The following is a 26,385-nucleotide window of genomic DNA, read 5'->3' on the forward strand; positions in this document are numbered from 1 at the left end:
AGCGTCGGTTCGGCGGTATGGTCGCCCCGCGATGCCCCGCGCATTTCCGAAGAAGCCCGCCGCTCCGCTCAACGTGACGCCCGTGCAGCACGCCGAGAAGACGGCCACCGTGCAGTCGTACCTGCCCGAGATCTTCAAGGGGATCGGCGCGTCGATGCGCCACTTCTTCAAGAACACGCGCGACATGGTGCGCGGCATCCGCCCCGATCCGGTGACGGAGCGCTGGGCCGACGGCGTGACGACGATCAGCTACCCGGAGCAGAAGCGCCCCTACCCGGAGCGCTTCCGCGGCGTGCACCGCCTCACGCTCCGCGACGACGACAGCCCGCGCTGCGTCGCGTGCCTCTGCTGCTCCACCGCGTGCCCGGCGCAGTGCATCTTCATCGAGGCCGGCGAGTACCCCGAGGGCGACAAGCGTCGCGGCTACGAGCGCTATCCGGTGAAGTTCGTCATCGACGAGCTGCGCTGCATCTTCTGCGGCTTCTGCGTCGAGGCGTGCCCCTGCGACGCGATCCGCATGGACACCGGCATCCACGCGGTGCCGTACGACTCGCGCGATCAGTTCATTTACCCGAAGGACATCCTGATGGGCCTCGCCGCGCGCGACGGTCAGAAGCAGACGGCGAACCCGCGCCACGAGCCGGGCGATCCGACCCATCCGGGCCTCACGCGCGATCACGTCCATCACTGAGGAGGGGCGGCGTGTCCGACACGGACATCACCGGCCGCACGAGCGCGCATCGCAACATCGCGCTGCGCTGTCCGGGCTGCGGTGCGTCGATGTCCGCGCTCGACCTCGAGGAGGCGAAGGCCGAGGTCGACGTCTGCCGCGCCTGCGGCGGCCTCTGGGTCGACTGGTTCGACGGCGAGGTCCGCACCATCGCGACCGAGACGTTGCGCGTCGACACCCCCGACCTCGCGCCGGAGACGGACCGGCGGAGCAACGATCCCGTCGCGATCGGCGCGTGCCCGCGCTGCTCGAAGCAGCTCGTCCCCGAGCGCTACGGCGTCACGATCGACGACCGCGCCGCGCGCGAAGATGAAGTGCAACGCGAAGAGGAGGCGCAGCTGCTCCGCTGCGAGGACTGCATGGGCGCGTTCGTCACGCGCGCGAGCGCCGAGGTCCTCGCGTGGCGGAGCGGCGCGGACGCGCCGCCGCCGAGCATGAGCGTGCCTCCGACCTCGGCCAAGCCGCTCCCATGGGACCGCTTCCTCCGCGTGCTGAAGGGCTTCCTCGGCCTCGACGCGAAGTAGCTCTCGTTCACTTCACGTCGGTGCGAGGGCAGCCGAAGACGAGGTCGACGCTGCCGGTGTCGTCGGCCTTCACGACGTCGCAGACCGCTTTGCACAGGATGACCTTCTTCGGCGCCGCCTCATTGTCGAAGTACCAGCCTTCGCCTTGCGGGGCCTTCGCGCAGCCCGCCTCGTTCGCGGTGTAGAGCATCTGCCGCGTGCCGCTCGGGGTCGTGTACGTGACGTTCGTCTCCTTCGGGTTGAGGTCGCCCGCGGGGATGTCGAAGTCGCACGGGATCGCGGTGCGCCGGATGTCCTCGAGCGCGGCGAGGAAGAGCGCCTGCGCGTTCGCGCTCGTGTCGACCAGCGTCGCCTTCGTCGTGCCGCCGGCGGCCGCGATCGCGTTGAGGGACGTGAGCTCGCTGCCGACGCCGATGACGAAGGTCGCGACCGGCGGCGTGCCCTCGAACGCGGCCCCCGCGATCGCGACCGCGTTCTCGAGCGTGTTCGGCTTCGCGCCGTCGTCGCTCGAGAGACAGGTGTCGTCCGGGAAGCCGTCGGTCGCGAGGACGATGACCGGCTTGCGGCCCGGCCGCGCGTTCTTCGCGAGGTAGGCGCTGAGCCCTTGAAGGAGCGGGACCATCGGCGTCCCGCCCGCCATCCTCTGCGAGGAGAGCGCCTCGTTGAGCGGACCGCGCGCCACCGGCTGGAGCGCGAGGTCGACCGCGAGCGCCTCGTAGTCGGGGACCGAGCACTGCTTGCGCAGCGGGAAGAACTGGAGGCCGACGCCGAGCTCCGCGTAGGCGGGGTTCGCGACGAAGGACTTCAGCGCGTCGCGGACGTTGATCCACTTGTCGTCGAAGTCCATCGAGAAGCTCGTGTCGAGCCCGATGACCATGTCGAGCGGCTGCTTCTCCGCCTTCTTCGACGTCGTCGCGCAGCCGCCCCCGCTCGTGCCCGACGCGCCGGAGCTCGACGTCGTCCCGCCGTCGCCGCTCGCGCCGGAGGAGGACGTGTTGAAGCCGCTCGTGCCGCTCGACTGCGCGCCGCTCGACGCGCCGTCGTCGTTGTCGCCGCTGTCGCCGCCGCACGCGACGACGACGAGGCCGATGCCGAGGAACGCGGTGATGAATGCATGACGCATGGCTCAGCCTCCACACTGCAGGGTGCCGCCGCAGAGATCGGGCTGGGGACCCGTTCGGCCGCGACAGGTGTCCTTCACGCACGTGCACCTGCCGGACGTGCACTTGAAGTTCGCGTTCGCGGCGCCGCTCGGGCAGCCGCAGGAGATCGTGCCGCCGCACTGGTTCGAGATCGTCCCGCACTCGCTACCCTCCGCCCGCGTCGGGCAGACCTTGGCGGTGCAGCACTTCTTCGGGCTCGCCGACGTGTTGCAGACCTTGCCGCCGGTGCAGCCGCAGCTCACCGTCCCGCCGCAGCCGTTCGCGAACGAGCCGCACTCGTCGCCGTTCTTGAGGACGTCGGAGCACTCGAACGGCGTCCCGGCCGGACACTCGCACGTGCCGGTCTGGCCCGCCGCCGTCTCGCTGCAGACGCGGCCGCCGGTGCAGTTGCAGTTGATCTTCTGGCCGATGCCGTTGTCGAGCTGCGTTCCGCACTTGCCGGTGTAGGGCGCGCTCGAGCACGTGAGCGCGGCCTTGCACTGTCCCGCGCCGTCGCCGGCGCCGCACTGGTGATCGCCGCACCAGCAGGTCCGGCCGCCGGCGCAGTTGCACGTCTGGTCGTCGCCGCAGCCGTTCGCGTCCTTGGTGACGTTGCACTCGCCGCCCTCGCCGCCGTTGCCGTTGCACGTCGCGGGCTGGCAGCAGGCTCCTCCGATGCAGCTCTGCGTGCCCCCGCAGTTGCCGCTGCACTGCACCATCGTGCCGGGCGGACGGCAGCTGTCCTGCACCGCCGCGCACGCCCCCGCGTCCTGACCGCTGCACGTGTGCGTGGGCGCGCAGCAGGTGCCGGGCGTGCCGTTCGGCGGGGCGCTCGCGGGCTGGCCGCTCGGGCTGTTCACGCAGGTGCCGCCGTTCAGGCAGCTCACGTCGATCGTGGCGCCGCAGCCGTCGGAGAGGCGCGTGCCGCACTGGCCCTGGCTCCGGTACGAGGCCACCGTGCGCGGCGAGCAGCAGATGCCGGTCGTGCTCGTCGCGGGCGCGGAGGCGACGCCGCCGTCGCGCGTGCAGCGGCCGCCGCTGGTGCACGCGCAGTCGACCGTGTTCTGGCCGCAGCCGTTCGGCAGATCGAGGCCGCACTTGCCGGTGTAGGTCGAGCACGTGTTCGTCGTGCAGCAGCTGTTCGTCGCGTTGTTGCAGACGCCGCCCGGGCACGTCCCGCACGTGAGCGTGCCGCCGCAGCCGTCGTCGAAGCGACCGCACTCGAAGCCCTCGAAGTCGTCGCAGGACTTCGGCGTGCACGGCGCGCCGCAGACGCCGTTGGCGTTGCAGACCTCGCCGCTGGGGCACGAGCCGCAGCTGATCTTCTTGCCGTTGCACGCGCTCGTGATCTCACCGCAGGTCCGGCCGAGGGCCTTGCACTCGTCGGGCTGCGCGGCGGGGTCGCAGCGGTTCGCGATGCCGCGCACGCCGCAGCTCTCGCCGCTCTTGCAGCCGTAGCCCGAGACCGCGTCGCAGTTCACGGTGCCGCCGCAGCCGTTCGAAATGACGCCGCACTCGAGGCCCTTTCGCGCCTTCGCCTCGTCGCACAGCTCCTTCGCCGGTCGCGGCGTGCACTTCGGCTCGCAGGTGTGAAACTGCGTGTTGCAGACGCGCGCGCCGCCGTCGGCGGCGGGCCCGCAGGACCCGCAGTCCTCGTAATTCGACGGCTTGTCCTCGCCGCAGCCGAGCCACGCGGAGCCGCACTCGTAGCCGAGGTCCTTGCACGTCACCGCCTGGCAGTCGCGGCACTTGTTCGTGTCGGGATCGCACTCCTTGCCGTCGGCGCAGCCCTTCGTCGGGCCGTCGGGGCAGTCGAGGTACTCGCCGCACGTGTTCTTCGCGGTGCCGCACTCGGCGCCGAGGTCGGCGCACGTCCGCTTCGGGGGCGTGCACGTGTTCGTCGCGAGATCGCAGGCCTGGACGCCGCCGTCTCCCCCGTCCGGCCCCTCGAGGTTCGGGCATCCGCCGCACGCGCGGACCTTGCCGGTGCAGATGTCGCGGACCGGCCCGCACTTGCCGCTGCAGTCGACCTCGCGATCGGGATCGATCCCCTCGCACTCGCTCGGAACGCCGCCCTCGTTGACGGGCGGGAGCCCGCCGTCGTTGACGGGCGGATCGCCGCTGCTCGTGCCCGGCGCGCCGTCGCCGCCGTCGACGCCGTTCGTGGCGCCGTCGTCGGCGTCACTTCCGCATGCGGCCACGAGGCCTGCGCCCGTGAAGAAAATGGACGCGATCACGACGAGGAAACGGGACGACGACGTGCGAGCGCTCATCGATCACCTCTCGAAAGGGGGGCGAAACGGTACAGGTTCGGGCGAGGTGTACGAGCGCGATCTGCACGCCGGCGCGATTTCGGTAGGAGGCCCCTGCACACGGACGCATCATGGCGGAGTGACGCTCGGCGAAGGAGGATCGGCCTATCGCCGCACCACGATGCGGTGCCCGGGCTGCGGAGAGGTGATGCGCGCCGAGAACGTGCCCTCCGCCGAGGTCGACGTCTGTGACGCGTGCGGCGGTCTCTGGATCGACTGGTTCGACGGCGACGTCCCGACCCTCGCCGCGGAGGCGGAGGCGGCGCGCGTCGAGCGCGGGACGCCGGTGCCTCCGGACGCGACGGCGACGCGAGGTGCCTGTCCGCGCTGCGGTCGCGCGCTCGCGCCGGACGTGTACCGCTTCCCGGACGCGCAGCCGGGCGAGCTCGTCGCGCACGTGGACCTCCTGCGCTGCGAGGAGTGCGCGGGGAGCTTCGTATCCCGATCGTCTTCCCATCTCATCCTGGACCGCGCGCAGAGCCCGCGGACGGTCGGCCTCTGGGAGGCGATCGTCGAGCTCCTGCAGCGGCTCGTCCGACGGCGGATTTAGCAGCATTTTCGCTCGCGATTTCGCTAAGCTGCGGCCGCTTTGAACCCGACGATCGAACTACTCCGCGGTGAGCTCGAGCGGCTTTTCACCCTCGACGAGATGACGCGCATGAGCGAGCGCCTGCTCGGCCTTTCGCCGCAGGAGGTGGGAGGCGCGAGCGCGAAGGGGAGCTTCGCCCTCGCCTTGACCGAGCGCTGCTTCGACGGCGATCGCATCGACGCCCTCGTCGACGTGATCCTCCACTCGAAGAAGGACGTCGACCCGCGCGTCCGCGACGTCGGCCAGCTGCTCGGCAGCGACGAGCTCGCGGCCGGCGCGGAGATCGGCGATTTCACGATCGAGCGGAAGATCGGCGAGAGCGACCTCGGCATCGTCTACCACGCGTTCCGCGCGGACGGCGCGGCGAAGGTCGCCTACGGCCTCCGCGTCCTGCGCCGCGAGGCGGCGCGCGATCGCCGCGCGGTCCAGCGCTTCCTCACCGCGAACCGCCTCGTCGGCACGGTGGAGAGCGAGGGCCTCCCGCGCTCGCTCGAGGCGGGCGAGCTCGTCCCCGGCACCTTCTACGTCGCGTACCAGTACGTCGACGCGCAGCCGCTCTCGGTGCGCCTCGCGCGGACCGGCCCCGTCGCGTACGCGGAGCTCCGCTCGATCCTCCGCGGCATCCTCGAGCCGCTCGCGGCGATCCACAAAGCGCACCTCGTCCACGGCGACCTGAAGACGGAGAGCATCCTGGTTTCGACGAAGACCGCGGATCCCGCGGTTCACCTCGTCGACTTCGGCTCCGACCGCCTCCGCTTCCGCGGCGTCGGGTCCGTCGCGCCGGAGATCGTCCGCGGCAAGGCGGCCGACGCGAAGAGCGACGTCTACGCCTTCGGCTGCGTCATGTACGAGCTCCTCACCGGCAAGCCGGTGTTCGAGAGCGACAACCCGACCGACGTCGCGTTCGCGCACCTCACGCGCGAGCCGGAGCCGCCGTCGGCGCGCGCGCCGAAGGGCTGGGTCAACGCGGAGCTCGACGCGTTCGTGCTCTCGCTCCTGCAGAAGGACCCCGCCGCGCGATTCACCGACGCCGGCGCCGTCCTCGCCGCGCTCGAGTCGATCGGGCGCACCGCGACGCAAGGCGGGGCCGGCCCCACCGTCACGCCCGAGCGCGTGCACTACATGATCCAGGAGCTGCTCCACAACCCGAGCGACCTCGAGACCGCGCTCAACCTCGAGCACGCGGTCGATCAGGGCGCCGATCCGATCCGCGTCGGCGAGGCGTTCGCGGCGGCGTCGACGCGCGTGATCGGACCGAGCCAGGACGCGGCCGGGCAGGCGCAGGCGCAGGAGACGCGGAAGACGCTCCTCTTCCGCGCGGCCCGCATCTTCGACGGCGCGGGCAAGGACAAGGCGCGCGCGGAGAGCATGTTCGCCGCGATCGTGAACCTCGATCCGAGCGACGACATCGCGCTCGTCGCGCTCGAGGACGTCCGCAAGGCGCTCGGCAAATACGAGGAGGTCATCGAGATGCTCCTCGCGCGGACGGAGAGCACGCGCGAAGGCGAGAAGGCGCGCGCGTTCGCCGAGATCGGCCGTCTCTACGCGCACGAGCTCGACGACAAGGAGCAGGCCGTCGTCGCGTTCACGCAGGCGCTCTGCGAGGACCCCACGAACGAGGAGTACGCGAACGAGGTCGAGCGGCTCTGCGGGACGAAGCAGCAGACGTGGACCGAGACCCTCGCGTCGATCGACGAGACGCTGCGCGCGCAGACGCTCGGCCAGACCGACTACCTCGCGCTCCTCGCCCGCGCCGCGCGCTGGTACGAGCAGAAGCTCGGCCGCGCCGACATGGCGCTCTCGGCGTGGCAGACGATCCTGGCCGGCAACCCCGCCGACGAGAGCGCGGCGGAGGGCATGACGCGCATCTACCGGCAGGCGCAGCAGTGGCCGGAGCTCGCGACGATCCTCCTCGCGCGCGCCGACGTCGCGACGTCCGCCCCGCGTGCGCGCGACTTCCGCGCCGAGGCGGCGGAGATCCTCGAGACGCGCCTCAACGACGTGAGCCGCGCGCGCGATCTGTGGAGCACGATCATCGCCGACGATCCGGGGCACGCGCGCGCGACCGACGGCCTCGCGCGCATCGCGGAGCGCACCGGCGACTTCCAGGCCCTCGCCCAGATCCTCGAGCGCCGCGCCGACGCGCGCCGCGGGATCGAGAAGGCGGAGGCGCTCGCGCGCGTCGCCGAGGTCTACGAGGACCACCTGAACGACCTCGGCGAGGCGACGCGCCGCTACGAGGCAGTGTTCGCGATCGATCCCTCGAACCTCAACGCGCTGAAGGGCCTCGACCGCATCTTCAACCGCACCGGGAAGTACCGCGAGCTCCTCGACGTCCTCCACCGCCAGATCCAGGTCGCCGCGACGCCGCGGCAGAAGATCAACCTCTACGAGCGCGTCGCGGCGCTCCACGACGAGGAGTTCCTCGATCACAATGCCGCGATCGAGGCGCTCGAGAAGGTGCTCGAGCTCGACGGCGCGCACGACGGCGCGCTCACCGCCCTCGCGCGTCACTACCGCGCGCTCGAGCGCTGGGAGATGGCGGCCGAGGTCTACGATCGCCACGCGGGCGTCACCGCCGACGCGACGCGCCGGATCGACATCCTGCTCCAGCGCGCGCGCGTGCTCTCCGATCAGATCGGCTCCCCCGAGCGCGCGACGAAGACGTACGAGCAGATCCTCGCCCTCCACCCGAACCACCCCGGCGCGCTCGAGGCGCTCGCGCTCCTCCGCGAGTCGAGCGGCGACGCGCACGCCGCGCTCTCCGCGATCGAGGCGCTCGCGCTGAAGGCGCCGACGCCGGAGGCCCGCGCCGAGCAGTGGATGCGCGCCGGCCGCCTCCTCGAGCAGAAGGGCGATCGCGACAGCGCGATCGAGCGCTACAAGCTCGCCCTCGACGCGCACCCGCGCGACACGGCCGCGGCCGCGGCGCTCCGGAAGGCGCTCTCTTCGCGCGGCGACTGGCTCGGCGTCGTCGGCCTCGTCGAGCGCGAGCTCAGCATCGCGGAGACGCCGCTCGCGGCGGCGCGGCTCTACGCCGAGCTCGCGAAGGTCTACCACGGCGAGCTCGTCGACAAGGACAAGGCCGACGCCGCGGCGAAGCGCGCGCTCGAGTGCGACGCGTCGAACGCGGAGGCGTTCATGGTGCTCGGCGACCTCGCGTTCGAGGCCGGCCGCATGCCGGACGCCGCGCGCCTCTACGAGAACCTGATCGGCCGCGCCGGCGCGCTCGGGAAGGAGGACGGCGTGCGCGTGCTCGTCCGCTTCCTCGAGGCGTTCGGCAAGGCGCAGCCGCGGCCGGTCCCCGCCGCGGTCCCGTCCGGTCCGCTCTCCTCGAGCGACCTCGGCGCGCCGACGTCGGCGAGCTGGTCGGTCGGCCCGCAGAGCCAGGGGCGCATCTCGGTCGTGCCCTCGAGCGCGGGGAGCGTGCCGCCGCCGCCGGTGACGAACCCGAAGGTCGCGCAGGCGGTCGAGGCGCTCATGCAGCTCGCGCCGCAGGACGTCGACGCCCTCGCGCGCGCGGCGAACGCGCTCTTCGAGTTCGGCGATCCGCAGAGCGCGTACCGCATGCACCAGGACCTCTTCAAGAAGTACGGCAACCAGCTCGCGGGGGCGGAGCGGGCGGAGGCGCTCTACCACCTCGGCGAGAGCGCGCGCCGCTCGGGCGAGCTCGACGCCGCGGTCCAACCGCTGCGCGAGTCGATGCACATCGATCCGTCGAACCCGCGGCCCTACCGCGCGCTCGCCCGCGTCTACGACGAGCGCGGCGAGTGGAATCAGGGGATCGCGGTGCGTCGCTCGCGCCTCCAGGTCGCGACCGGCGCGGAGCGGTTCGAGCTCCTGCTCGATCTCGGCGACGTCCTCTTCGCGAAGCAGGACGATCGGAGCGGCGCCTCGCGCGCTTACACCGAGGCGCTCCAGGAGCGCCCCGACGATCGCAAGCTCCTCACGAAGCTGATGCAGCTCTACTCCGAGACGCAGGACTGGGGGAAGCTCCTCGACGTCGTCCTCCGCCTCTCCGACGGGGTCGAGGACCGCCGGCAACGTGCGAAGTACATGCACACCGCGGCCACGATCGCGGCGAAGCACACCGGCGATCCCGACACCGCGATCGACTTCTACCAGCGCGCGCTCATGTTCGATCCGTCGAACGAGAAGGCGCTCAACGAGGTGGTGGAGCTCCTCCGCCAGCGCGGGCGCAACGACGAGGTCGAGGACATCCTGAAGGCGCAGCTCGACGAGGCGAAGGTCGCGCAGGACCGCGACCGCATCGTCCGCGTCCTCGATCGCCTCGGCGATCTCTACCAGCGCTTCCTGAACGAGCCCGACCTCGCGGTCGACGCCTTCGAAGCGGCGCAGGCCTTCGATCCCGAGGACCGCGCGCGCGCGGAGAAGCTCGCCGAGATCTACGCCGCCGATCCCAAGCAGTACCTCGACAAGGCCGTCCTTGCGCAGGCGCAGATCCTCCGCAAGAACCCGTACCGGGTCGAGAGCTACAAGCTGCTCCGCGCGCTCTACACGAGCGAGAAGAAGGCCGACCCGGCGTGGTGCCTCTGCCAGGCGCTCTCGCTCCTCAAGCTCGCGGAGCCGGAGGAGGAGCGCTTCTACAGGAAGCACCGCTCCGAGAACGCGGCGCCGGCGCAGGCGACCCTCGACGACGACGGCTGGGCGCTCCTCCAGCACTGGGACCTCGATCCGCTCCTGACGCGCATCTTCGCGATCATCCAGCCGACGATCATCAAGGCGCGCACGCAGCCGATCGAGTCGCTCGGCTACGATCCGCGTTACGCGGTCGACACGTCGAAGCACCCGTACCCCGTCTCGCAGACGCTCTATTACACGCAGGGCGTCCTCGGGATGGCGCCGCCGCTCGTCTTCCAGAACCAGAACGATCCGGGCGGGCTCGGCATCGTCCACGCGCGGACGCCCGCGATCGTGCTCGGCGCGGCCGCGTTCGACACCGGCGTCTCGAACCAGGCGCTCGCGTTCCTCGCCGGGCGGCACCTCACCTCGTTCCGCCCCGGCTTCTACGTGCGTCACCTCGTGCCGACCGGCACCGGCCTCAAGGCCTGGCTCTTCGCCGCGATCAAGCTCTGCGTCCCGCAGTTCCCGGTCTCGCCCGATCTCCAGGGCCAGGTCGCGGAGGCGATGCAGACGATGGCGGGCGACTTCAGCGGCGCGGACAAGGAGCGGCTCGCGAGCGCCGTCTCGAAGCTGCTCCAGGGCGGCGGCGCGCTCGACCTCAAGAAGTGGGTCGCTTCGATCGACCTCACCGGCGATCGCGTCGGCCTCCTCCTCGCGCACGATCTCCAGGTCGCGACCGAGGTCATCCGCTCCGGCGACGACGCGGGCAGCGTCCCGGTGAAGGAGCGGATGAAGGACGTCGTGCTCTTCTCGGTGAGCGACGAGTACTTCCAGCTTCGCGAGCGGCTCGGCGTCACCGTCGGCGGGTGAGACGGCTCTTCGTCGCGCTCGTCCTCCTCGCCGGATGCGCGAGGCCGGCGCGTCCGGCCGGCCCCGCGGCCCGCGCGGCGGTCGGCCCCGCGCCGGAGGTCCTCATCCAGGGCTGGCCGGAGGCCGAGATCCGCGCGCTCGCCTTCGACGCGACCGGCACCATGCTCGCCGCGCCGCTCGAGGACGAGACGCTGTTCTTCGACGTCGTCACCGGCACGCTGACGGCGCGCGCCAAGAAGGGCGAGGCGGGGCCGTTCGAGCCGCGGACGCACTGGGCGGCGCGCGACACGGTCGAGTACGTCGCGGCGGCGGGTCTCGTCGCGGGCGCGCGGACGACGCGGTCGATGAAGAAGTACCAGATCCCGGAGGAGGACTTCGGGCGCGTCCATCTCTGGTCGGACGCGGAGCCGCGCGGCGAGGTCCGCTGTCTCGCGCGGGCGCTCGGCGCGATCGCGCTGTCGTCGGACGGCGGGCTCCTCGCGTGCACGGGCGACGGCGCGGTGGTCGTCGTCGATCGCGCGACGGACAAACACACCGTCCATCATCCACGGCCGTACGAGACGGCCGCGTTCGTGACCGATCTCGTCTTCCATCCGACGAAGCCGCTCCTCGTCGCGGCCGGGACGGCGGGGCTCTGGGCCTACGAGGCCGACACCGGCGCGGCGCGCCGGCTCGAGGCGCGGCTCGCGCGATCGGCGGCGTTCAACGCCGACGGCTCGCTCCTCGCGACCGGCAACGCGATCGGCGAGATCGAACTGTGGGACACGCGTTCGTGGGAGCGCGTTCGCACGCTGCGGACGCGCACGTCTCCGATCCTCACCCTGGCGGCGGATCCGCGCGCGCCGCGCGTCTACGTCGCCGCGGGCGGGAAGATCGACGCGGTGCACGAGACGGTCTGGGACCTCCGCGACGGCGGGGCGGCGCCGCGCGCGATCGAGGAGGCGCCCGACGCGGTCGCGTTCTCCCCCGACGGAGAGCTCCGCGTCGCCTCGCGCTTCGACACGCTGGTCGGGACGCGCGGCGGTAAGGAGGTCTGGCGCACGCAGGTCCGGAAGGTCCACTTCGAGCACGTCGCGTTCGTCTCGGAAGACACCTTCCTCGCGTACGGCTCCGGCCACATCGCGTCGCTGCCGGAGGACCACGCGCTGCGGGCGTTCGACGCGCGGACGGGGACCGAGCGCTGGGCGACGCCGAAGGAGCTCGGCTTCCCCGCCGCGCTCGCGGTGAGCCCCGACGGCGCGCTCGCGGCGATCGCGATCGGCCGCGGCGGCGGGCACGTCGAGGTCCTCGACGCGCAGACCGGGCGGCGCGTCATGTCGATCCCTGGCTCCGAGGAGCTCCGCGAGCGCGCCTCGATCGCGTTCGTCGATCGTCGGCTCGTCGCGGTGACGGGGATCGCCGAGGGCGCGATGCTCGTCGCCGACGTCACGAGCGGGAAGGTGGTGGCGCGGCTCGAGGGCGTGCGCGGCGCCGCCCGCGTCGCGGCGCTGCCAGACGGCGCGGCGCTCGCCGACGCGACCGGCGCGCTCGTGCTGCTCGATCGCGCGTGGAAGGTGCGGCGTCGCATCGACCTCCACGCCGGCGCGCCGGCCGGGCTCGTCGTCGCGGGGCGCACGCTGGTGTGGAGCGGCAAGGACGGCTCCGGCCGCGCGGTCGACCTCGCGACCGGCGCGGTCTCCACCTTCGCCGCGGCGACGAGCGGGGCGATCGTCGCCGTCGCGCCCGGCGGCGAGTACCTCGCGCCGCGCGACGCCTCCGGCGCGTTCGCGTTCCGCTGGGGCGATCGCGCGTACCCGTTCGAGCAATTCGATGCAGTTTACAATGATCCCGCGACCGCGCTCCGGGCGCTGGGGTCCGCGGCGCCGGCGGCGATCGACGCGTTCGCGGCCGCGCGCGCGCGCCGGCTCGAGCGGCTCGGGCTCGTCACCGCCGCGGCGACGCGCGGCGGCGCGGTGCCGACGATCGGGCTCCCCGACGTCCCGCCGGTGTCGAACGCGAAGCGCGTCACGCTCCACGTGGTCGGCGCCGACCCCGCGCGCCGCCTGCGACGGCTCCACGTCTTCGCGAACGGCGTCCCCGTCTTCGGCGAGCGCGGCAAGGAGCTCGCGCCGAGCGCGCGGATCGAGACGGAGGTCGAGGTCGAGCTCGCGCCGGGCCCGAACAAGCTGCAGGCGGCGGTCGAGAACGAGGACGGGATCCTCTCGCTCGAGGCGACGGCGGTGACGACGTACATAGGTCCCGCGCCGCGGCCGAAGGTCCACGTCTTCGCGGCGGGCGTCTCGCGCTACCGCGACCGCTCGCTCGACCTCGCGTTCCCGGCGAAGGACGCGCGCGACGTCGGCGCGGCGCTGTGCGCGGACGGGCAGTGCGCGCCGAACGTCCTCGTCGACGCGCAGGCGACGAGGAGCGCGATCGCGGCGTGGCGCGGCCCGCTCGCGCGCACCAACGTCGAGGACACCGCGATCGTCTACGTGTCGGGGCACGGCGTGCTCGATCGACGCGGCGGCTACCTGTTCGCGCCGCACGACATCGACGCGCGCGACCTCGAGCGGACGGGCATCCCGTACGCCGAGCTCGAGGGCCTGCTCGACGGGATCCCCGCGCGGCACAAGCTCCTCGTGATGGACACGTGTCACGCGGGGGAGCTCGATCCGGACGAGGCTCGCGCGATCGCGGCGGGAGGGAAGGTGAGGGCGGCCGCGCCGAGCGGGAGGCTCGGCCTCGCGTCGGCGCGCGCGAAGGCGACGCGCGACCTCTTCGCCGACCTGCGGCGCGGGACGGGGACGCACGTGCTCGCGTCGTCGAGCGGCGTCGAATATTCGCTCGAGGACGCGACCTTCCAGAACAGCATCTTCACGCATGCGTTCCTGACCGGCCTCCGCGATCGCGAGGCGGATCCGGACGGCGCGGGACCGATCCGCGTCTCGGCGCTGCGGGCCTACGTGACGAAGGCGGTCCTCGACCTGACCGCGGGCCATCAGACGCCGACCACGCGCCGCGAGAACCTCGACGCCGACTTCGACCTCACCCCGAACGCGCCGCGCCCCGCCGCGACGCCGGAGGACACCTGCCGGAAGGACCGGGACGGCGACGGCTACAGCTGCGGCCACCTCTCGCTCCTGACGTTCGGTCCCTCGGAGCGCTCCACCTCCACGGAGAAGGACCTCCTCGCCGCGGCGCGGAGGAGCCTCGAGGCCTCCGCGACGAAGGAGAAGCTCATGCTCGAATGGGAGGGCGCGCGCTTCGTCGCGCGCGATCCACGCGTCGCGCACGCGATCGAAGCCGGCGTCGTGGCCGCGCAGCCCGACGACACCGGCCGCCCTCGCCTCGTGGTATGTCGCGCCGGACACGCGCTCCCCGCCGTGCTCGCGCGCTGCGACCGCGCGCTCGCGGCGCTGGCCGGAAAGGCGCTGCCCGAGCTCCTGCCGCCGTGATCGACGCGGCTCAGTGCGGGGCGATGATGCCCTTCTGCGTGAGGCAGCGGTCCTCGACGGTGGTGCACCCCTCCGGGCACGTCCCACCATCCGGCACCTTCTCCGGACACTCGACGGGCTTCGCGCTCTCACTCGGCGTCGAGGGCGCCGCAGGCTCCTGCCCTCCGCAAGCGGTGACCATGACGAACGTGAACGCGAACAGTCGCATCAGAACGTGTAGGCGACGTTGATGTTGACGAAGCCGATCTGCGATCGGTACTTGCCGTCGGCGCTCGGGGAGCGCGACACGTTGTATTCGCCGCCGTCGGGCCCCGACGCCGGGTTGTCCCGGAGGTTTTGGGTGTTCCTTCCCGCGGTGTTCACCGGCACGAAGTAGATGTGGTTGTAGCTTCCGGCGAGCGCGAGGTGCTTGCTGAGCACGTAGCGGACGCCGGCGGTGGCGAAGAGCTGCGTCGAGTCGATCGTCGCGACGTCGATCGTCTCCTTCGGCACCGCGGCCGTCGCGACCGCGACGGAGCCGAACGCCTCGAGCTCGTTGGTGACGAAGAAGCCCGGACCGACGCGGACGGCGATCGAGTCGCGCCAGTTTCGCGGCACGTTGAGCTGCACGAGGTTGCCGGCGTCGCCGGCGGCGCGGCGGCCGGTCTTGTCGACGGCGCAGCTCGCGCCCTTCTCGACGACGCATTGCCGCTCGAACACGCTCCAGCGCTGGAACTCGAAGTCGCCGCGGAGCTCCAGCTTCTCCGTCGCGCGGTACGTCGCGCCGAAGCGGATGATGTCCGGGAGCGTCTGCAGGAAGTCGATGTCCGCCTTCGACTCGACGCCGGCGCCGAGCTGGGTGCGGAGCTGGCCGCTGAGGCGCGACTCGCCGAGGCCCGGCTGCGAGACGTACGAGAGGCCGAGGTGGAGCTCGTCGGTCGGCTCCCAGTAGAGGCCGCCGGAGAAGCCGAAGTTCAGGCCGGACGCGTGGATGAACGAGCGGCCTTCGATGAGGGTGCCGTTCGTGACCGTGTCGTCGCTGCCGTTCGCGTTGCGCGCGCGCGCGGTCGCGACCGTGTGGAAGATCGGGCTGAAGCTCGCGCCGAACGAGAGCCGCGTCGACGGGATCGTCACCGAGGCCGCGAAGGTGTTGTAGATGGAGAGGATCTGGCCGCTGATGTTGTGCCAGCGCTGCGGACCGTCGGTGGTGCCGGGCACGCCGGGAACGCCCTGACGCCGCGTCCACGTGGCCATGCCGCCGAACGGAATGTACGCGGCGTAGCCGGCGTGGAAGTACTTCGAGCCGCCAAAGTCGGTGTTGACCCCGAGGAACGGGAGCGCGAGGAGGTTCGTGAGGTTCGCGGTGCCGGTGTTCGCCTCGACGTAGCGCGGGTCCTGGAGGAGCGCCGGATCGGAGGGCGAGAGCGCGTCGGTCGTGCGCGTGTAGCGGACGAAGCGGAGGACGGTCGAGAGGTCGCCCGTGATCGTCGTCCCCTCCGTCGCCCCGAGCGCGGCCGGGTTGAAGTAGATCGCGAACGCGTTCGGCATCGCCGGCGTTCCGTGATCGGCTCCGTACCTCGCGACGAGATAACCGCCGGCTTCGGCGTCCTTCGGGAACGCGAAGACGGCGACGGAGGCGAGGAATCCAAGTGCTGCAGCGCGGCTCGAGCGCGAGCGGTTCATCGCCTACGAGTACCATGACGGCGCGTGCGCGTCTCGCACCGGAACGCGCTTGCAGCCGTCTCTACCGGCCGGTAAGACAAGGGGATGCGTGTTCGCTTCCTCTTCGGATCCTTGGCCGCGCTCGGGATCGCAGCGGCGTGCATCCCCCATCCCGAGACGGACTTCGAGGATTACCAGAAGCGGATCGTGCCCTTCCAGCAGGAAGAGGTCGTGGACTCGGGCCCGCCCATCGAGACCGGCCCGCCGCCGACGGAGGCGGTCGAGGGGACGTATTTCGCAACGTGCCTCACCGAGCTCGATCGCTCCAACGTGAACAAGGCGTTCAGCTTCCTCGTGGCGACGTCCTTCACCCCGAACGACTCCGGCGGCGAGCTCAAGATCACGCTCGAGGCGCTGGCGCTCGTCGACGGGAAGCCGCCGACGAGCTCGGCGCGCAGCGGCATCGTCGGCGCGCCGCTCCCCGAGATCACGGGGAACACCAACGCGGAGGGCAGCTTCGTCGCGACGCTCGCGGAGGGACAGAAGGCGACCTTCCCCGGCGCGGCGAACCCGATCTCGGGCAGCGACGTCGAGCTGATCACGGGAAACGGCGTCCAGGTCGGCCTCTCCGGACGCTACGTCGAGGAGAAGTTCTGCGCGCGCCTCACCGGCCGCATCAACCAGCCCGCCGCCGCACGCCGCAACCTGAACCCGGACCAGAACTTCTGCATCTTCAACAAGATCACCGAGGGCGACCCGGCCCCCACGGTCACGCGGGAAGAGTTCACCCCCGCGAACTGCCCGCTCTGACGAGCTGAGCGCACAAAGACGAACGGCGCCCCTCGCGAGAGGAGGCGCCGTTTGCGTTGTGGGCCCGTCGAGCCGGCCCGCGAGGAGCCGGCCCGATCAGGTCGGGATCACTTGTCCGGGTCGAACTTCGAGATCGTCGGATCGTTCGGCAGGCCGAGGTAGTGGAAGAAGCGGAAGTTGAAGGAGGGCGGATCGCCCGCGGTCGGTGAGGCCGTCGGATCGCCGAGCGCGATGAACGTGTACGCCTTGCCGTTCGCGTAGAGGTTGCCCGTCGGCGGCACCGCGCCGGTGGTGAGCGACTCGATCTGGCCGAAGCCGACCGCGAGGTTCGGCGCCTTCGGGTTCGCCGTGAGCTTGTCCGTCGCGAACGCCACGCCCTCGACCTGCTTGAGCGCGGTGATGGCCTGGAAGTCGAGGTTGGTGTTGGCGTCGGCGCCGAGCGGCTTGGCCGAGGCCGCGTCCGCGTCCTCCGAGACGATCGCCGGACGAACGCCTTCGCCGACGATGTTCTGGATGACCGCCGAGCCGTTCGGCGAAGCGTGCGCGAACTGAACGCCGATGCTGTTCGCCGCGACCGCGGTCGTGTTGTCGAGCTCGAGCTTCGTGATCTTCAGGTTGCCGAGGCCGGGGGTGCCCGCCGTGAAGCCGGCTCCGCACTTGTCGCCGAGGGTCGAGTCGCCGGGGCAGCCGGTGAGGATGAGAAGGTAGCTCTTCTTCTGCTCGAGCTGGCCGGCGGGGACGGGCGGGAGCACCCAGTAGTCCACGTTCGGCTCGAGCGTGCCGCCCGCGTCGTCGTTGAAGATGTCCGCGCAGGTCTTGTCCTGGTTCGCCTTGACGTCTTTGCCGAGGCCGATCGCTTCGAGCTTGCCGGCGCTGATGATGTACGGCGTGACCTCGAGGGTGGAGAGGTCGGCGCCCGTCGTGTCGACCGGACCGCCCGTGCCGAGGAAGAGGCCGGGGAACGGCTGCGCGCCCCGAACGCGGTTCGGGAGAGGCGGCAGACCCGGCGCGAAGATCTTCGTTGCTCCGCTCGTGATCTGGTAGCAGATGCGGAGCGCCCCGCTCGCGTTCGCCGCCCCCGGACCAAGGTCGGTGATCGCGTTCACGAGCTGCAGCTTCGCCGGGATCGGATCCGGCTCTGCGTCCTGATCGGTGCCGCCGGTGCTCGACGAGCTCGACGACGTCGAGGTCGACGACGACGACGTGCTGCTCGACGTCGAGGACGTGCTGCTGCCCGGCGGCGGCGAATCGTCGTCGCCGCAAGCGACGACGAAGGCGCTGAGACCAGCGCCGAAGATCGTCATAGACGCCAGACCATAACGAAGCCATTGACTGTTGCGCATCCGTGTCTCCTTGAGGCGAAGTCAGGCCAGGAAATAAGCCCGAACCAGCTCGGAAACTTAGAGAAGTCGGCCCCTTCTCGCAAGCACAGAACGAGGAAAGACAATGCGGATATCTGGCCTACGCAAACGCTGTATCGCACCACGACTCGAATGTCATAGGCGCGGTGTCGCGTGCGCCGTCGCTACGCTCGCGTTCGTCGTCGCCTGCGACAGAGGTGGCGTGCGGCCGACGGCCCAAGCGATCGATAGCGCGCCCGCGCCGGTCGCGACGCCCTCCGCGAGCGTCGCGGCTCCCGCCGCGAGCGACGCCGGAGGCGGAGCCGGCGACGCCGCCGTGGCCGTGGCGTCGGCGGCCGGCATCCCGAAGGACCTCAACGTCATCGTCCTCTCCGTCGACAGCCTGCGCGCCGACATGCCGTGGAACGGTTACCCGCGCCCGATCGCGCCGCGCCTCACCGCGCTCGAGAAGCGCGCCGTCTCGTACACCCACGCGTACGCGATCTCGTCGTACACCTCGATGAGCCTCGGCGGCCTCCTCGGCGGAAAGCTCCCGAGCGGCATGAAGCGGAGCGGCTACTTCTTCGGGAAGTACTCGCAGGACAACCTCATGTTCCCCGAGGTGCTCCAGAGCGCCGGCGTCCGCACGATGGCGGGGCACGCGCACGGCTACTTCAACGGCGCGGGGTTCGATCAGGGCTTCGACGCGTACGAGGTCGTCGCCGGCATCAGCTTCGACAACACGACCGATCGAAACGTCACGAGCCCGCAGCACGAGGCGATCGCGGAGAAGCAGCTCGGCGATCCCGCCCTCGACGGCAAGCGCTTCTTCGCCTGGTACCACTTCCTCGATCCGCACGATCAGTACTTGTCGCACGAAGCGGACGGCATCCCGCCGTTCGGCAAGACGCTGCGCGATCGCTACGACGCCGAGGTGCTCTACACCGATCGCTACCTCGGCAAGCTCCTCGACTTCATCGACGGAAAGCCGTGGGGCAAGCGCACCGCGATCATCGTCACCGCCGATCACGGCGAAGCCTTCGGCGAGCACGGGCAGACGTCGCACGGCTTCGAGCTCTGGGAGAACCTCGTCCGCGTCCCGATGTTCCTCGTCGTGCCCGGCGTGGCGCCGAAGCGCATCGACACCCCGCGAAGCGCGATCGACCTCGCGCCCACGATCCTCGAGCTCCTCGGCGTCTCCGCGCCCGCGGAGCTGAGCCTCGAAGGCAAGAGCCTCGTCGGCGAGATGACCGGGAAAGAGGAGGCCACCGAGCGCGACGTGATCCTCGATCTCCCGATGACGAGCGACAGCGACAAGCGTCGCGCCCTCGTCCGCGGCAAGGACAAGATCATCGCGTTCGGCGAGCAGGCGGCGCTGCGGCTCTATGACGTCGCGGCCGATCCCGAGGAGAAGAAGCCGATCACGAAGGGTGAGACCTTCGACACGATGGCGAAGCGTTACCGCGAAATCGCGAAGACGATCAAAGAGGTGCCGCCGTACCAGTGCAACGTCGGCTGCCTCAACCGGGCCTACGCGACGAAGAAGAAGTAGCGGGGTATGCTTCGCGCCCGCGATGCGCATCGTCCCGATCCCGTGCCTCTCCGACAACTACGCGTACCTGCTCGTCTGCCGCGAGACGAAGGAGGCTGCGATCGTCGACGTCTCGGAGGCGGGGCCGGTGCTCGACGCGATCGATCGCGGCGCGGGCACGCAGGACTCGCGCAAGGACGTGAGCTCGGTGGCGACGCGCGAGGACGTCCGCATCGTCGCGATCCTGAGCACGCACCATCATCACGATCACGTCGGCGGCAACGAAGAGGTGCGCTCGAAGCTCGGGATCGATCGCGTCTACGGACACACGAGCGATCGCGGACGCATCCCCGGTCAGACGCAGTACCTGCAGGAAGGGGACACGTTCGAGATCGGCCGCCTCTCCGTGCGCGCGCTCCACATCCCGGGTCACACGCGCGGCGCCGTCGCGTACGTCGTGACGAAGGAGCCCGAGGACCCCGTCGTCTTCACCGGCGACACGCTCTTCGTCGGCGGCTGCGGTCGCCTCTTCGAGGGCGATCCGCCGATGATGCACGCGTCGCTCTCGAAGCTCGCCGCGCTCGACCCGCGCACGCGCGTCTTCTGCGGACACGAGTACACGGAGGCGAACCTCCGCTTCGCCGCGCACGTAGAGCCCTCGAACGCCGCCGTCGCGCAGGCGAAGGCGCGCGCCGCTCAGCTCCGCAAGGAGGGGCGGCCGACGATGGGCGCGACGATCGCGGAGGAGCTCACGTACAACCCGTTCCTCCGCACGGACTCGGGCGAGATCCGGAGCGTGCTCGGGATCGCCGCGAGCGCCTCGGCCGCCGACGCGCTCGGCGCCATCCGCGCGGCGAAGGACGCTTCAACGCAGGGGCCTGCGGCCCCTGCACCCCGCTCGCAGCCGTAGGACGCGCGCGAAGACGCGCGCATCCTCCGCTGCTCGCCGATGCACGCTGATCGGTGTTCGATCGGTGTTCGATGCTCGGTCAGCCGCCGGGGCACTGCCCGCTGCACTGATTGATGAGCGCGACGCACGCGTCGTCGCAGTCGAGCGCGCAGTCGCCGAGGCAGTTGGCGTCGCCGTCGGCGCACGCGTTCGAGCAGGTGTCGACCGCGGCCGCGCTCGGGTTCGGCGCGACGCACTTCGTGAAGCACTGCTGCGGCGTCTCCTTCGGCGTCGCCGGCGTCGTCTCGGTCGGCGTCGTCTCGGTCTCGGTCTCGGTCTCCGGGTCCGTCTCCGTCACCGGCGTCGACTTCGACTTCGTCGGCTTCTCGGCCGGGTCCGCGTCGTCGTCGCCGCCCTTGTTCTTGTCCTTCGTGGACTTCGCGGCGCCCTCGAACGACTCCACGTCGGGGGTGCTGCACCCGACCGCGGCCGCAAGGGCGAGGACCATCGACACCAGGAGGCACGCGCGGGTCATGCCGGTCGGTCCTGCACCTCGCGCGCCAGCGCCGGGTGGATCGTGATCGTCTCGGGACCTCAGTCGTCGCCGAAGCACTTGTCGGCGGCGTCGCTGCACGCCTGGTCGTTGTCGCAGGCCTCCCAGCACTTGTCGGCGCACGCTTCGTTGTTGCACTTCTGCTCGCACTCGTCGGCGGCCTTCGCCTTCGGGATCTTGGCGAGGCACGCGACGAGCGCCGCCTCCTCATCGGGCGTGAGCTCGCCGTCGTCGCCGTCCTCGCCGTCGACGCCCGCGCACTGCGCCTTGCACGTGTCGAAGTCGGCGTTGCAGACGCTGGTCTCCTCGTCGGTGCCGCAGACGTCGGTGAAGCACTTCTCCGCCGCCGCGTCGTCCTTCGCGTCCTTCTCGCACTGGAGGACGAGGCCCATCTTCGGCGTGCCCGCGAGGCAGGTGTCGCACGCCTCCTCGCTGCCGGTCGCCGAGGGCGTCTCGCCGTTGCTCGGCTTCGTGGTCGTGCTCGCCGGGCTCTGCTTCTTGTCGGCGCTGTCGCCGTCGTCGTTGTCGTCGTCGCCTTCCTTCTGCTGCGCCGAGGACTTGCCGTCCTTGCCGTCGGGGGGAGGAGCCGAACAACCGACGGACGCGACGAGGGTCGTGAGGGCAAACACGGCGGAGAGGGAGAGGACGGTCGCGATCTTCATCTGAGGGCTCCTTTGGGACTTCGCTCGACTCACGGGGACTTACTGCAGCTCCCGAACCAAGCCGCGCGCAGGCCGGAACCTCGAAAAACGCAGGAAAACCGAGGGATGATCTGGCTCCATGCATTTCAGAGCATGGTGCAAGAGGCGGGAATTCCAGCGCGATCCCGACATGTGAGCATCATGCGCAGGCGCGCCTACTCGTCGTCGCCGCCGGCGCTGACGTAGGCTTCGATCGCGGCGCGTTCGCGCGCGAGGTGCGCGGAGAGAACGTTGCGGAAGCGCGCGTCTTCGACGTGATGCGCCGACCACGTGACGGTGGGGACGAAGCCGCGCACCCGTTTGTGCTCGCCGCCCGCGCCGGGGTTGAACGTGGTGAGCCGCTCGCGGATCGCCTCGTCGACGCCGTGGTAGTAGCAGACGTTGAAGTGGAGGAAGGGGCGGTCGACCTTCGTCCCCCAGTAGCGGCCATAGAGGACGCCGGCCTTCTTCACGTTGAAGGCGCCCGCGACGATGTCGCCGTCGGCGTCGCGCGCGACGGTCCACGCGAGTCGCTCGGCGAAGCGCTGTCGCACGAGCTCGAAGAAGCGCCGATTGAGGTAGCGGCGGCCGTAGAAGTACTTGTCGACGGTCGAGGTGTAGAGGTCGTACATCGTCGCCGCGATGGCGGCGCCGCCCGCGCCGCGGAGCTCTTCTGCCCGGATCGTCTGGATCGTCATTCCATCCAGTGAGGGCTGTTTCCGCTCGCGGCGGATCTGCGTCCGCTTCTTCTGCGGGAGCGTCTTGAGGAAGTCCTCGTAGTCGGCGAAGGGCGCGCCGGCGCGGTTGGACCAGTGGTACTGGACCCCGCAGCGCATCATCATCCCGGCCTGCTCCCAGAGCTCGGCTTCGGCGGGCTCGGGGAAGAGGACGTGCGCGCTCGAGAGCTCGAGCTCCTTCGTGATGGTGCGGAGCGCGTGGGCGAAGACGGCGACCATCTCCGCGCGGTCCTTCGACGGATGCCACAGCACGCGGTGGCCGCTCGCCGGGGTGAAGGGGACCGCGAGGATCAGCTTCGGGTAGTAGGAGAGGCCCATGCGGCTCGCGAGATCGGCCCAGCTCCAGTCGAAGACGAACTCGCCCTCGCTGTTGGTCTTGATGTACGCGGGCGCGGCGGCGACGAGGTCGCCGCCCTCGTAGAGGACCAGGTGGTAGGGGATCCAGCCGGCGCGCTCGCCCACGCACCCCGCCTCCTCGAGCGCGGCGAGCCACGCGTGCTCGACGAACGGCGAAGCGTCGTCGCGCACGAGCGCGTCCCACGCCGCCGCGGGCACGTCGGCGATCTTGTCGACGATGCGGAGCTCTCTCATCAGCTCGCTGCGGCTCACGACGAACGGCGCGTCAGTCGCGCCGGACGAGCGCGAACCATTCGCCGCGCGGCTTGCCGCCTTTGAAGGCCTTGCCGATCGAGACGTGGGTGGAGATCCCGCGCAGGTAGTCGGTCATTCCTCCGTAGACGATGCCGGGGATGAGGCCGGCGTTCTCCACGATCTTCGGCCAGCCCTCCGGCTTCTCCTTCGGGATCTTCGTGTATTCGATGACGAGCTCGCCCTCGTGCTCGCCTTCGCCCTTCGACGCGGTGAAGTAGCCGGGGCCGGCGAACGCGGTGTACGGCTGCACGTTGAAGCCGACGACGACGGAGGGATCGCCGGCGATCTTCGCGAAGCGCTTCTGGAACTTCCCGGGGAGCCCGAGCGCGTTGTGGAGGTCGTGCTGGACCTCGACGAGCGGCTCCGAGATCGGCACGACGTAGTCGACGTCGATGGGGCGGTGGCCTTTCACCGCGTCGAAGATGCGGGACATCTCCTTCTTCGACCACGTGCGCGTCGTGTGGATGCGGCCTTCGTGTCCGAGGCCGTCGAGGATCTCGACGAGGCGCTCCACGTTGACGGTCGGCTCGAGGAACTTTTGGACGTCCATGGCTCGCGCGCGATCACTACCAGCAAACTTGGCCGGACACGAAGGTGGTTGCTTCGATGCGCACCATGACCTACCCGCGAATGCTCCTCGTCGCCGCCGTGTCGCTCGCCGCTCTCGCGGGCTGCGATGCGCCGGGCCTCACATCGAAGAACGCCAAGGCGCCGAACGCGGTCGCGAAGTCCGGCCCGGTCGGCACGACCCAGCTCACGGGCGCGACGATGGCGAAGCCCGCCGCGGCGTTGCCGGCCGTGCAGACGCCGACGGTGTTCTCGCCGGGCCTCTCGGTCTCGGACGTCGTGGCGCGCGAGTGCGGGATCCAGCCGCGCGAGGCCTCGAACCAAACGGTGCCGACCTTCGACTTCGACTCGACCGCGCTCGCGCCGGCGGATCGCGACATGCTCGCGGAGGTGGCGAAGTGCCTGACCGAGGGCGCGCTGAAGGACAAGAACGTCGCGCTCATCGGCCGGACCGACGCGCGCGGCGAGCCCGAGTACAACATGGGCCTCGGCGACTCGCGCGCGAGCGCGGTGCAGCGCTACCTCGTCGACCTCGGCGTCGGCAAGGACCGCCTCCGCGCGACGAGCCGCGGCGAGATCGACGCCACCGGCACCGACGAGGAGGGCTGGGCGCACGACCGCCGTGTCGACATCGAGCTCGCGCTGTAACGTCGCGATGCGTGCTCCCCTCCGACGCTGAATCCACCCCCGGCTCCGACTTCGTTCCCGAGCCGTTGCCGCGCGCCTTCTTCGCGCGCGACGCGCTGGTGCTGGCGCGCGCGCTCATCGGCACCCGTCTCGTCGTGCGGTCCGCGGATCACGTGCAGATTGCACGCATCACGGAGACGGAGGCCTACCGCGGCCCGAAGGACCTGGCGTGCCACGCTCGCGCGGGCCTCACGCGCCGGACGCGGACGCTCTTCGGTCCACCGGGCCACGCGTACGTGTTCCTCATCTACGGCATGTACGACTGCTTCAACGTGGTCGGCGACGCGGAGGGGAGGGGCCACGCGGTCCTCGTGCGCGCGGTCGAGCCCGTGACGGGCATGCCGCCCGGCGTCTCGACCGCGGGCCCGGGTCGTCTGACGCGCGCGCTGGGGATCACGCGCAAGGACGACACCGCGGACCTCGCCGACTCGACCTCCCGCATCTACATCGCCGCGCGGACACGGCGCCCGCGCCTCCGCATCACGCCCCGCGTCGGCGTCGCCTACGCCGGCGAATGGGCCACCCGCCCCTGGCGCTTCCTCGACGCCGACACCCCCCACGTCTCACGCCCTCCCGCCCGCTCGATCGGCCTCGGCTAGGCGCGGCTAGGCGCCACGCATCCAGGAGCCCATCGCCGTGTCTGAGCGCTCCGGCGCTCCGGCGCTCCGGCATCTCGGTCCCTGTCCCGCTCGATCGGCCTCGGCCCACCGCGAAGGGGCCCCAGAAGCGGCCGCTTCAGCGGGCGCGAAGCGCCCCGGCGTCTTCGCCGGGCCGTGTCTGGGGTGGGGGTGTCGGGGGCAACGCCCCCGACGTTGAAGAATACCCTTGCCAGACGACGGCGCGCGTGAGCGTTCCCGGCGTGGTCGCGTCGATGACGAGGCGCAGAGCTTCGCCCTTCTTCGCGCAGGCGGGGCCGCGCGGGGGGACGAGGCCGGCCGCGTCGGCGACTTCGCCGCGTGGGGCGTTGGTCGCGTCCGCGAACCACGCCTTCACTGGGCGGCTCGAGGCGACGAGCGCGCGGAAGCACGTGTCCGCCGCGGACGTGTCGAGCTCCACCGGCGTCGACGCGTCGTCGATCCGCTTCGCCTCGCGCATGAGCGGCGCATCGGTCGCGCCGCGCGCCGCGAGCTCGTCGAGCGACGGCACGTCGGCGCCTGGAGCCGGCGTCATGTCGACGACCCCCGCATCCACGCGGACGGACGGCTGCGCGACCGGCCCCGGCATCGGCCTCCGCGCAGGCGCCCGCGCGCACGCGGCCACGAGAACGACGAATGCAGCGAGCGCGAACGCTCGCGACCGCGCAAAAGCACAACCAAGGTTGTGCTTTTGCCCAACCTTGGTTGTGTTCTTCGCAGGCCCGAGCCCGAGTCGGAGCCCGAGCGCGGTGGCGCTGGAGGCGCGGGCCGGCACGCGCGGCGACGCCGCCGTGGGCGCCGCGGCGCTGGGCGCCGCGGCGTCGGGGGCGCCGCGGCGTCGGGGGCGCTGCGGTCGGGGGCGCTGCGGCGTTGAAGCGCCGCGGCGTCGGGGGCGCCGCGGCGTTGGGGCGCCGCGGCGTCGGGGGCGCTGCGGCGTCGGGGGGCGCTGCGGCGTCGGGGGCCGCGGCGTCGGGGGGCGCTGCGGCGTCGGGGGGCGCCGCGAGCCTCACGCGCGGGGTTGGGGGGCGCTGCGCGTGGCGCGCGGCTCGGGGGCCGCGGCGGCGGGCTCGGCGTCCATGCGGCAGGAGCCCTGGAACTCGACGCCGCGCTCGATGAAGAGGGAAGGCGAGTGGATGTTGCCGATCAGCTTGCCCGGCGCGTGGATCTCGATCGACTCGCTCGCGCGCACGTTGCCGTGGACGATGCCGCCGCGGATGATGACCGTCGCGACGTCGATCTCGGCGTGGATCTCCGCGCCGTCGCCGATGATGAGCGTGTCGTCGCTCTTGATCTCGCCCTTGAACGCGCCGTCGATGCGGACTCGGCCTTCGAAGTAGAGCTTCCCCTCGAAGCGGGTGCCGCGACCGAGGAGTGCCGTGATTTCCGTGGCGGGGAGAGCGTCCATGCGCCGCTCCGCGTAGCAGCGCCGCCCCTGGCTGGCAACCACGTCCGCTTATCGAAGTACGGGTCGAGTCGCGC

At 71.2% G+C, this 26,385-nt stretch carries 21 protein-coding genes; 10 read left to right on the plus strand and 11 right to left on the minus strand.

The window, feature by feature from the left end:
- Nucleotides 1–31: 31 nt before the first annotated feature.
- On the plus strand, nucleotides 32–691 hold the full coding sequence (locus KF837_22725) for an NADH-quinone oxidoreductase subunit I (protein ID MBX3230154.1): 660 nt from the start codon (nucleotides 32–34) through the stop codon (nucleotides 689–691).
- Nucleotides 692–702: 11 nt separating this feature from the next.
- Entirely contained in the window at nucleotides 703–1,254 is a 552-nt protein-coding gene (locus KF837_22730; GenBank protein ID MBX3230155.1) for a zf-TFIIB domain-containing protein, read from the plus strand.
- 7 nt (nucleotides 1,255–1,261) lie between these two features.
- Here the strand turns inward: KF837_22730 and KF837_22735 are convergent, their stop codons facing one another.
- Nucleotides 1,262–2,377, minus strand: a complete 1,116-nt coding sequence (locus KF837_22735) for a VWA domain-containing protein (GenBank protein MBX3230156.1) — start codon at nucleotides 2,375–2,377, stop codon at nucleotides 1,262–1,264.
- Nucleotides 2,378–2,380: 3 nt separating this feature from the next.
- Nucleotides 2,381–4,669, minus strand: a complete 2,289-nt coding sequence (locus tag KF837_22740; protein MBX3230157.1) for a hypothetical protein — start codon at nucleotides 4,667–4,669, stop codon at nucleotides 2,381–2,383.
- 118 nt (nucleotides 4,670–4,787) lie between these two features.
- On the opposite strand from KF837_22740, the gene KF837_22745 reads away from it, so the two are divergent.
- The 3 genes from KF837_22745 to KF837_22755 all read left to right on the plus strand — a co-directional run bounded on the left by KF837_22745 (nucleotide 4,788) and on the right by KF837_22755 (nucleotide 14,185).
- The gene (locus KF837_22745) at nucleotides 4,788–5,258 is read left to right on the plus strand and encodes a zf-TFIIB domain-containing protein (protein ID MBX3230158.1); all 471 of its coding nucleotides are present in this window, start codon (nucleotides 4,788–4,790) and stop codon (nucleotides 5,256–5,258) included.
- A 108-nt stretch (nucleotides 5,259–5,366) separates the two neighbouring features.
- A complete protein-coding gene (locus KF837_22750) occupies nucleotides 5,367–10,751 on the plus strand; it encodes a tetratricopeptide repeat protein (GenBank protein ID MBX3230159.1) in 5,385 nt (1,794 codons plus the stop codon).
- Entirely contained in the window at nucleotides 10,748–14,185 is a 3,438-nt protein-coding gene (locus KF837_22755) for a PQQ-binding-like beta-propeller repeat protein (protein MBX3230160.1), read from the plus strand. Before KF837_22750 ends, KF837_22755 begins: the two co-directional genes overlap by 4 nt.
- Nucleotides 14,186–14,195: 10 nt before the next feature.
- On the opposite strand, the gene KF837_22760 is transcribed toward KF837_22755, so the two are convergent.
- Both KF837_22760 and KF837_22765 read right to left on the minus strand, forming a co-directional pair.
- On the minus strand, nucleotides 14,196–14,393 hold the full coding sequence (locus KF837_22760) for a hypothetical protein (GenBank protein ID MBX3230161.1): 198 nt from the start codon (nucleotides 14,391–14,393) through the stop codon (nucleotides 14,196–14,198).
- Complete coding sequence (locus KF837_22765; protein ID MBX3230162.1) at nucleotides 14,393–15,847, minus strand: outer membrane protein transport protein; 1,455 nt, start codon at nucleotides 15,845–15,847, stop codon at nucleotides 14,393–14,395. Before KF837_22765 ends, KF837_22760 begins: the two co-directional genes overlap by 1 nt.
- 84 nt (nucleotides 15,848–15,931) lie before the next feature.
- Here KF837_22765 and KF837_22770 point away from each other — a divergent pair, with 84 nt between their 5' ends.
- Nucleotides 15,932–16,636 carry a hypothetical protein gene (locus tag KF837_22770; protein MBX3230163.1) on the plus strand — a complete coding sequence of 235 codons (705 nt, stop codon included), beginning with the start codon at nucleotides 15,932–15,934 and terminating at the stop codon, nucleotides 16,634–16,636.
- 107 nt (nucleotides 16,637–16,743) lie between these two features.
- On the opposite strand, the gene KF837_22775 is transcribed toward KF837_22770, so the two are convergent.
- Nucleotides 16,744–17,940 (minus strand): hypothetical protein, encoded by a 1,197-nt coding sequence (locus tag KF837_22775; protein ID MBX3230164.1) that lies wholly within the window; start codon nucleotides 17,938–17,940, stop codon nucleotides 16,744–16,746.
- 142 nt (nucleotides 17,941–18,082) lie between these two features.
- Between KF837_22775 and KF837_22780 the strand changes: the two genes are divergently transcribed.
- Together KF837_22780 and gloB are read left to right on the plus strand one after the other, a co-directional pair.
- Entirely contained in the window at nucleotides 18,083–19,528 is a 1,446-nt protein-coding gene (locus KF837_22780; protein MBX3230165.1) for a sulfatase, read from the plus strand.
- 22 nt (nucleotides 19,529–19,550) lie between these two features.
- Entirely contained in the window at nucleotides 19,551–20,417 is an 867-nt protein-coding gene (gloB, locus tag KF837_22785) for a hydroxyacylglutathione hydrolase (GenBank protein MBX3230166.1), read from the plus strand.
- A 79-nt stretch (nucleotides 20,418–20,496) separates the two neighbouring features.
- Here gloB and KF837_22790 read toward each other — a convergent pair whose 3' ends face one another.
- From KF837_22790 to KF837_22805, 4 genes are all read right to left on the minus strand, one after another.
- On the minus strand, nucleotides 20,497–20,931 hold the full coding sequence (locus KF837_22790; protein ID MBX3230167.1) for a hypothetical protein: 435 nt from the start codon (nucleotides 20,929–20,931) through the stop codon (nucleotides 20,497–20,499).
- Nucleotides 20,932–20,990: 59 nt separating this feature from the next.
- Nucleotides 20,991–21,611 carry a hypothetical protein gene (locus tag KF837_22795; protein MBX3230168.1) on the minus strand — a complete coding sequence of 207 codons (621 nt, stop codon included), beginning with the start codon at nucleotides 21,609–21,611 and terminating at the stop codon, nucleotides 20,991–20,993.
- A 194-nt stretch (nucleotides 21,612–21,805) separates the two neighbouring features.
- A complete protein-coding gene (locus KF837_22800; GenBank protein ID MBX3230169.1) occupies nucleotides 21,806–22,975 on the minus strand; it encodes a GNAT family N-acetyltransferase in 1,170 nt (389 codons plus the stop codon).
- A 13-nt stretch (nucleotides 22,976–22,988) separates the two neighbouring features.
- Nucleotides 22,989–23,567 carry a hypothetical protein gene (locus KF837_22805; GenBank protein MBX3230170.1) on the minus strand — a complete coding sequence of 193 codons (579 nt, stop codon included), beginning with the start codon at nucleotides 23,565–23,567 and terminating at the stop codon, nucleotides 22,989–22,991.
- Between the two features lie 65 nt (nucleotides 23,568–23,632).
- On the opposite strand from KF837_22805, the gene KF837_22810 reads away from it, so the two are divergent.
- Both KF837_22810 and KF837_22815 read left to right on the plus strand, forming a co-directional pair.
- The gene (locus KF837_22810; GenBank protein ID MBX3230171.1) at nucleotides 23,633–24,232 is read left to right on the plus strand and encodes an OmpA family protein; all 600 of its coding nucleotides are present in this window, start codon (nucleotides 23,633–23,635) and stop codon (nucleotides 24,230–24,232) included.
- 65 nt (nucleotides 24,233–24,297) lie between these two features.
- Nucleotides 24,298–24,870, plus strand: a complete 573-nt coding sequence (locus KF837_22815; GenBank protein ID MBX3230172.1) for a DNA-3-methyladenine glycosylase — start codon at nucleotides 24,298–24,300, stop codon at nucleotides 24,868–24,870.
- A gap of 136 nt (nucleotides 24,871–25,006) precedes the next feature.
- Here the strand turns inward: KF837_22815 and KF837_22820 are convergent, their stop codons facing one another.
- Together KF837_22820 and KF837_22825 are read right to left on the minus strand one after the other, a co-directional pair.
- The gene (locus tag KF837_22820) at nucleotides 25,007–25,495 is read right to left on the minus strand and encodes a hypothetical protein (protein MBX3230173.1); all 489 of its coding nucleotides are present in this window, start codon (nucleotides 25,493–25,495) and stop codon (nucleotides 25,007–25,009) included.
- 417 nt (nucleotides 25,496–25,912) lie between these two features.
- Nucleotides 25,913–26,311 carry a polymer-forming cytoskeletal protein gene (locus KF837_22825; protein ID MBX3230174.1) on the minus strand — a complete coding sequence of 133 codons (399 nt, stop codon included), beginning with the start codon at nucleotides 26,309–26,311 and terminating at the stop codon, nucleotides 25,913–25,915.
- Nucleotides 26,312–26,385: the final 74 nt, after the last annotated feature.

It is taken from the genome of Labilithrix sp. (genome assembly GCA_019637155.1).
Lineage (GTDB): Bacteria > Myxococcota_A > Polyangia > Polyangiales > Polyangiaceae > Labilithrix.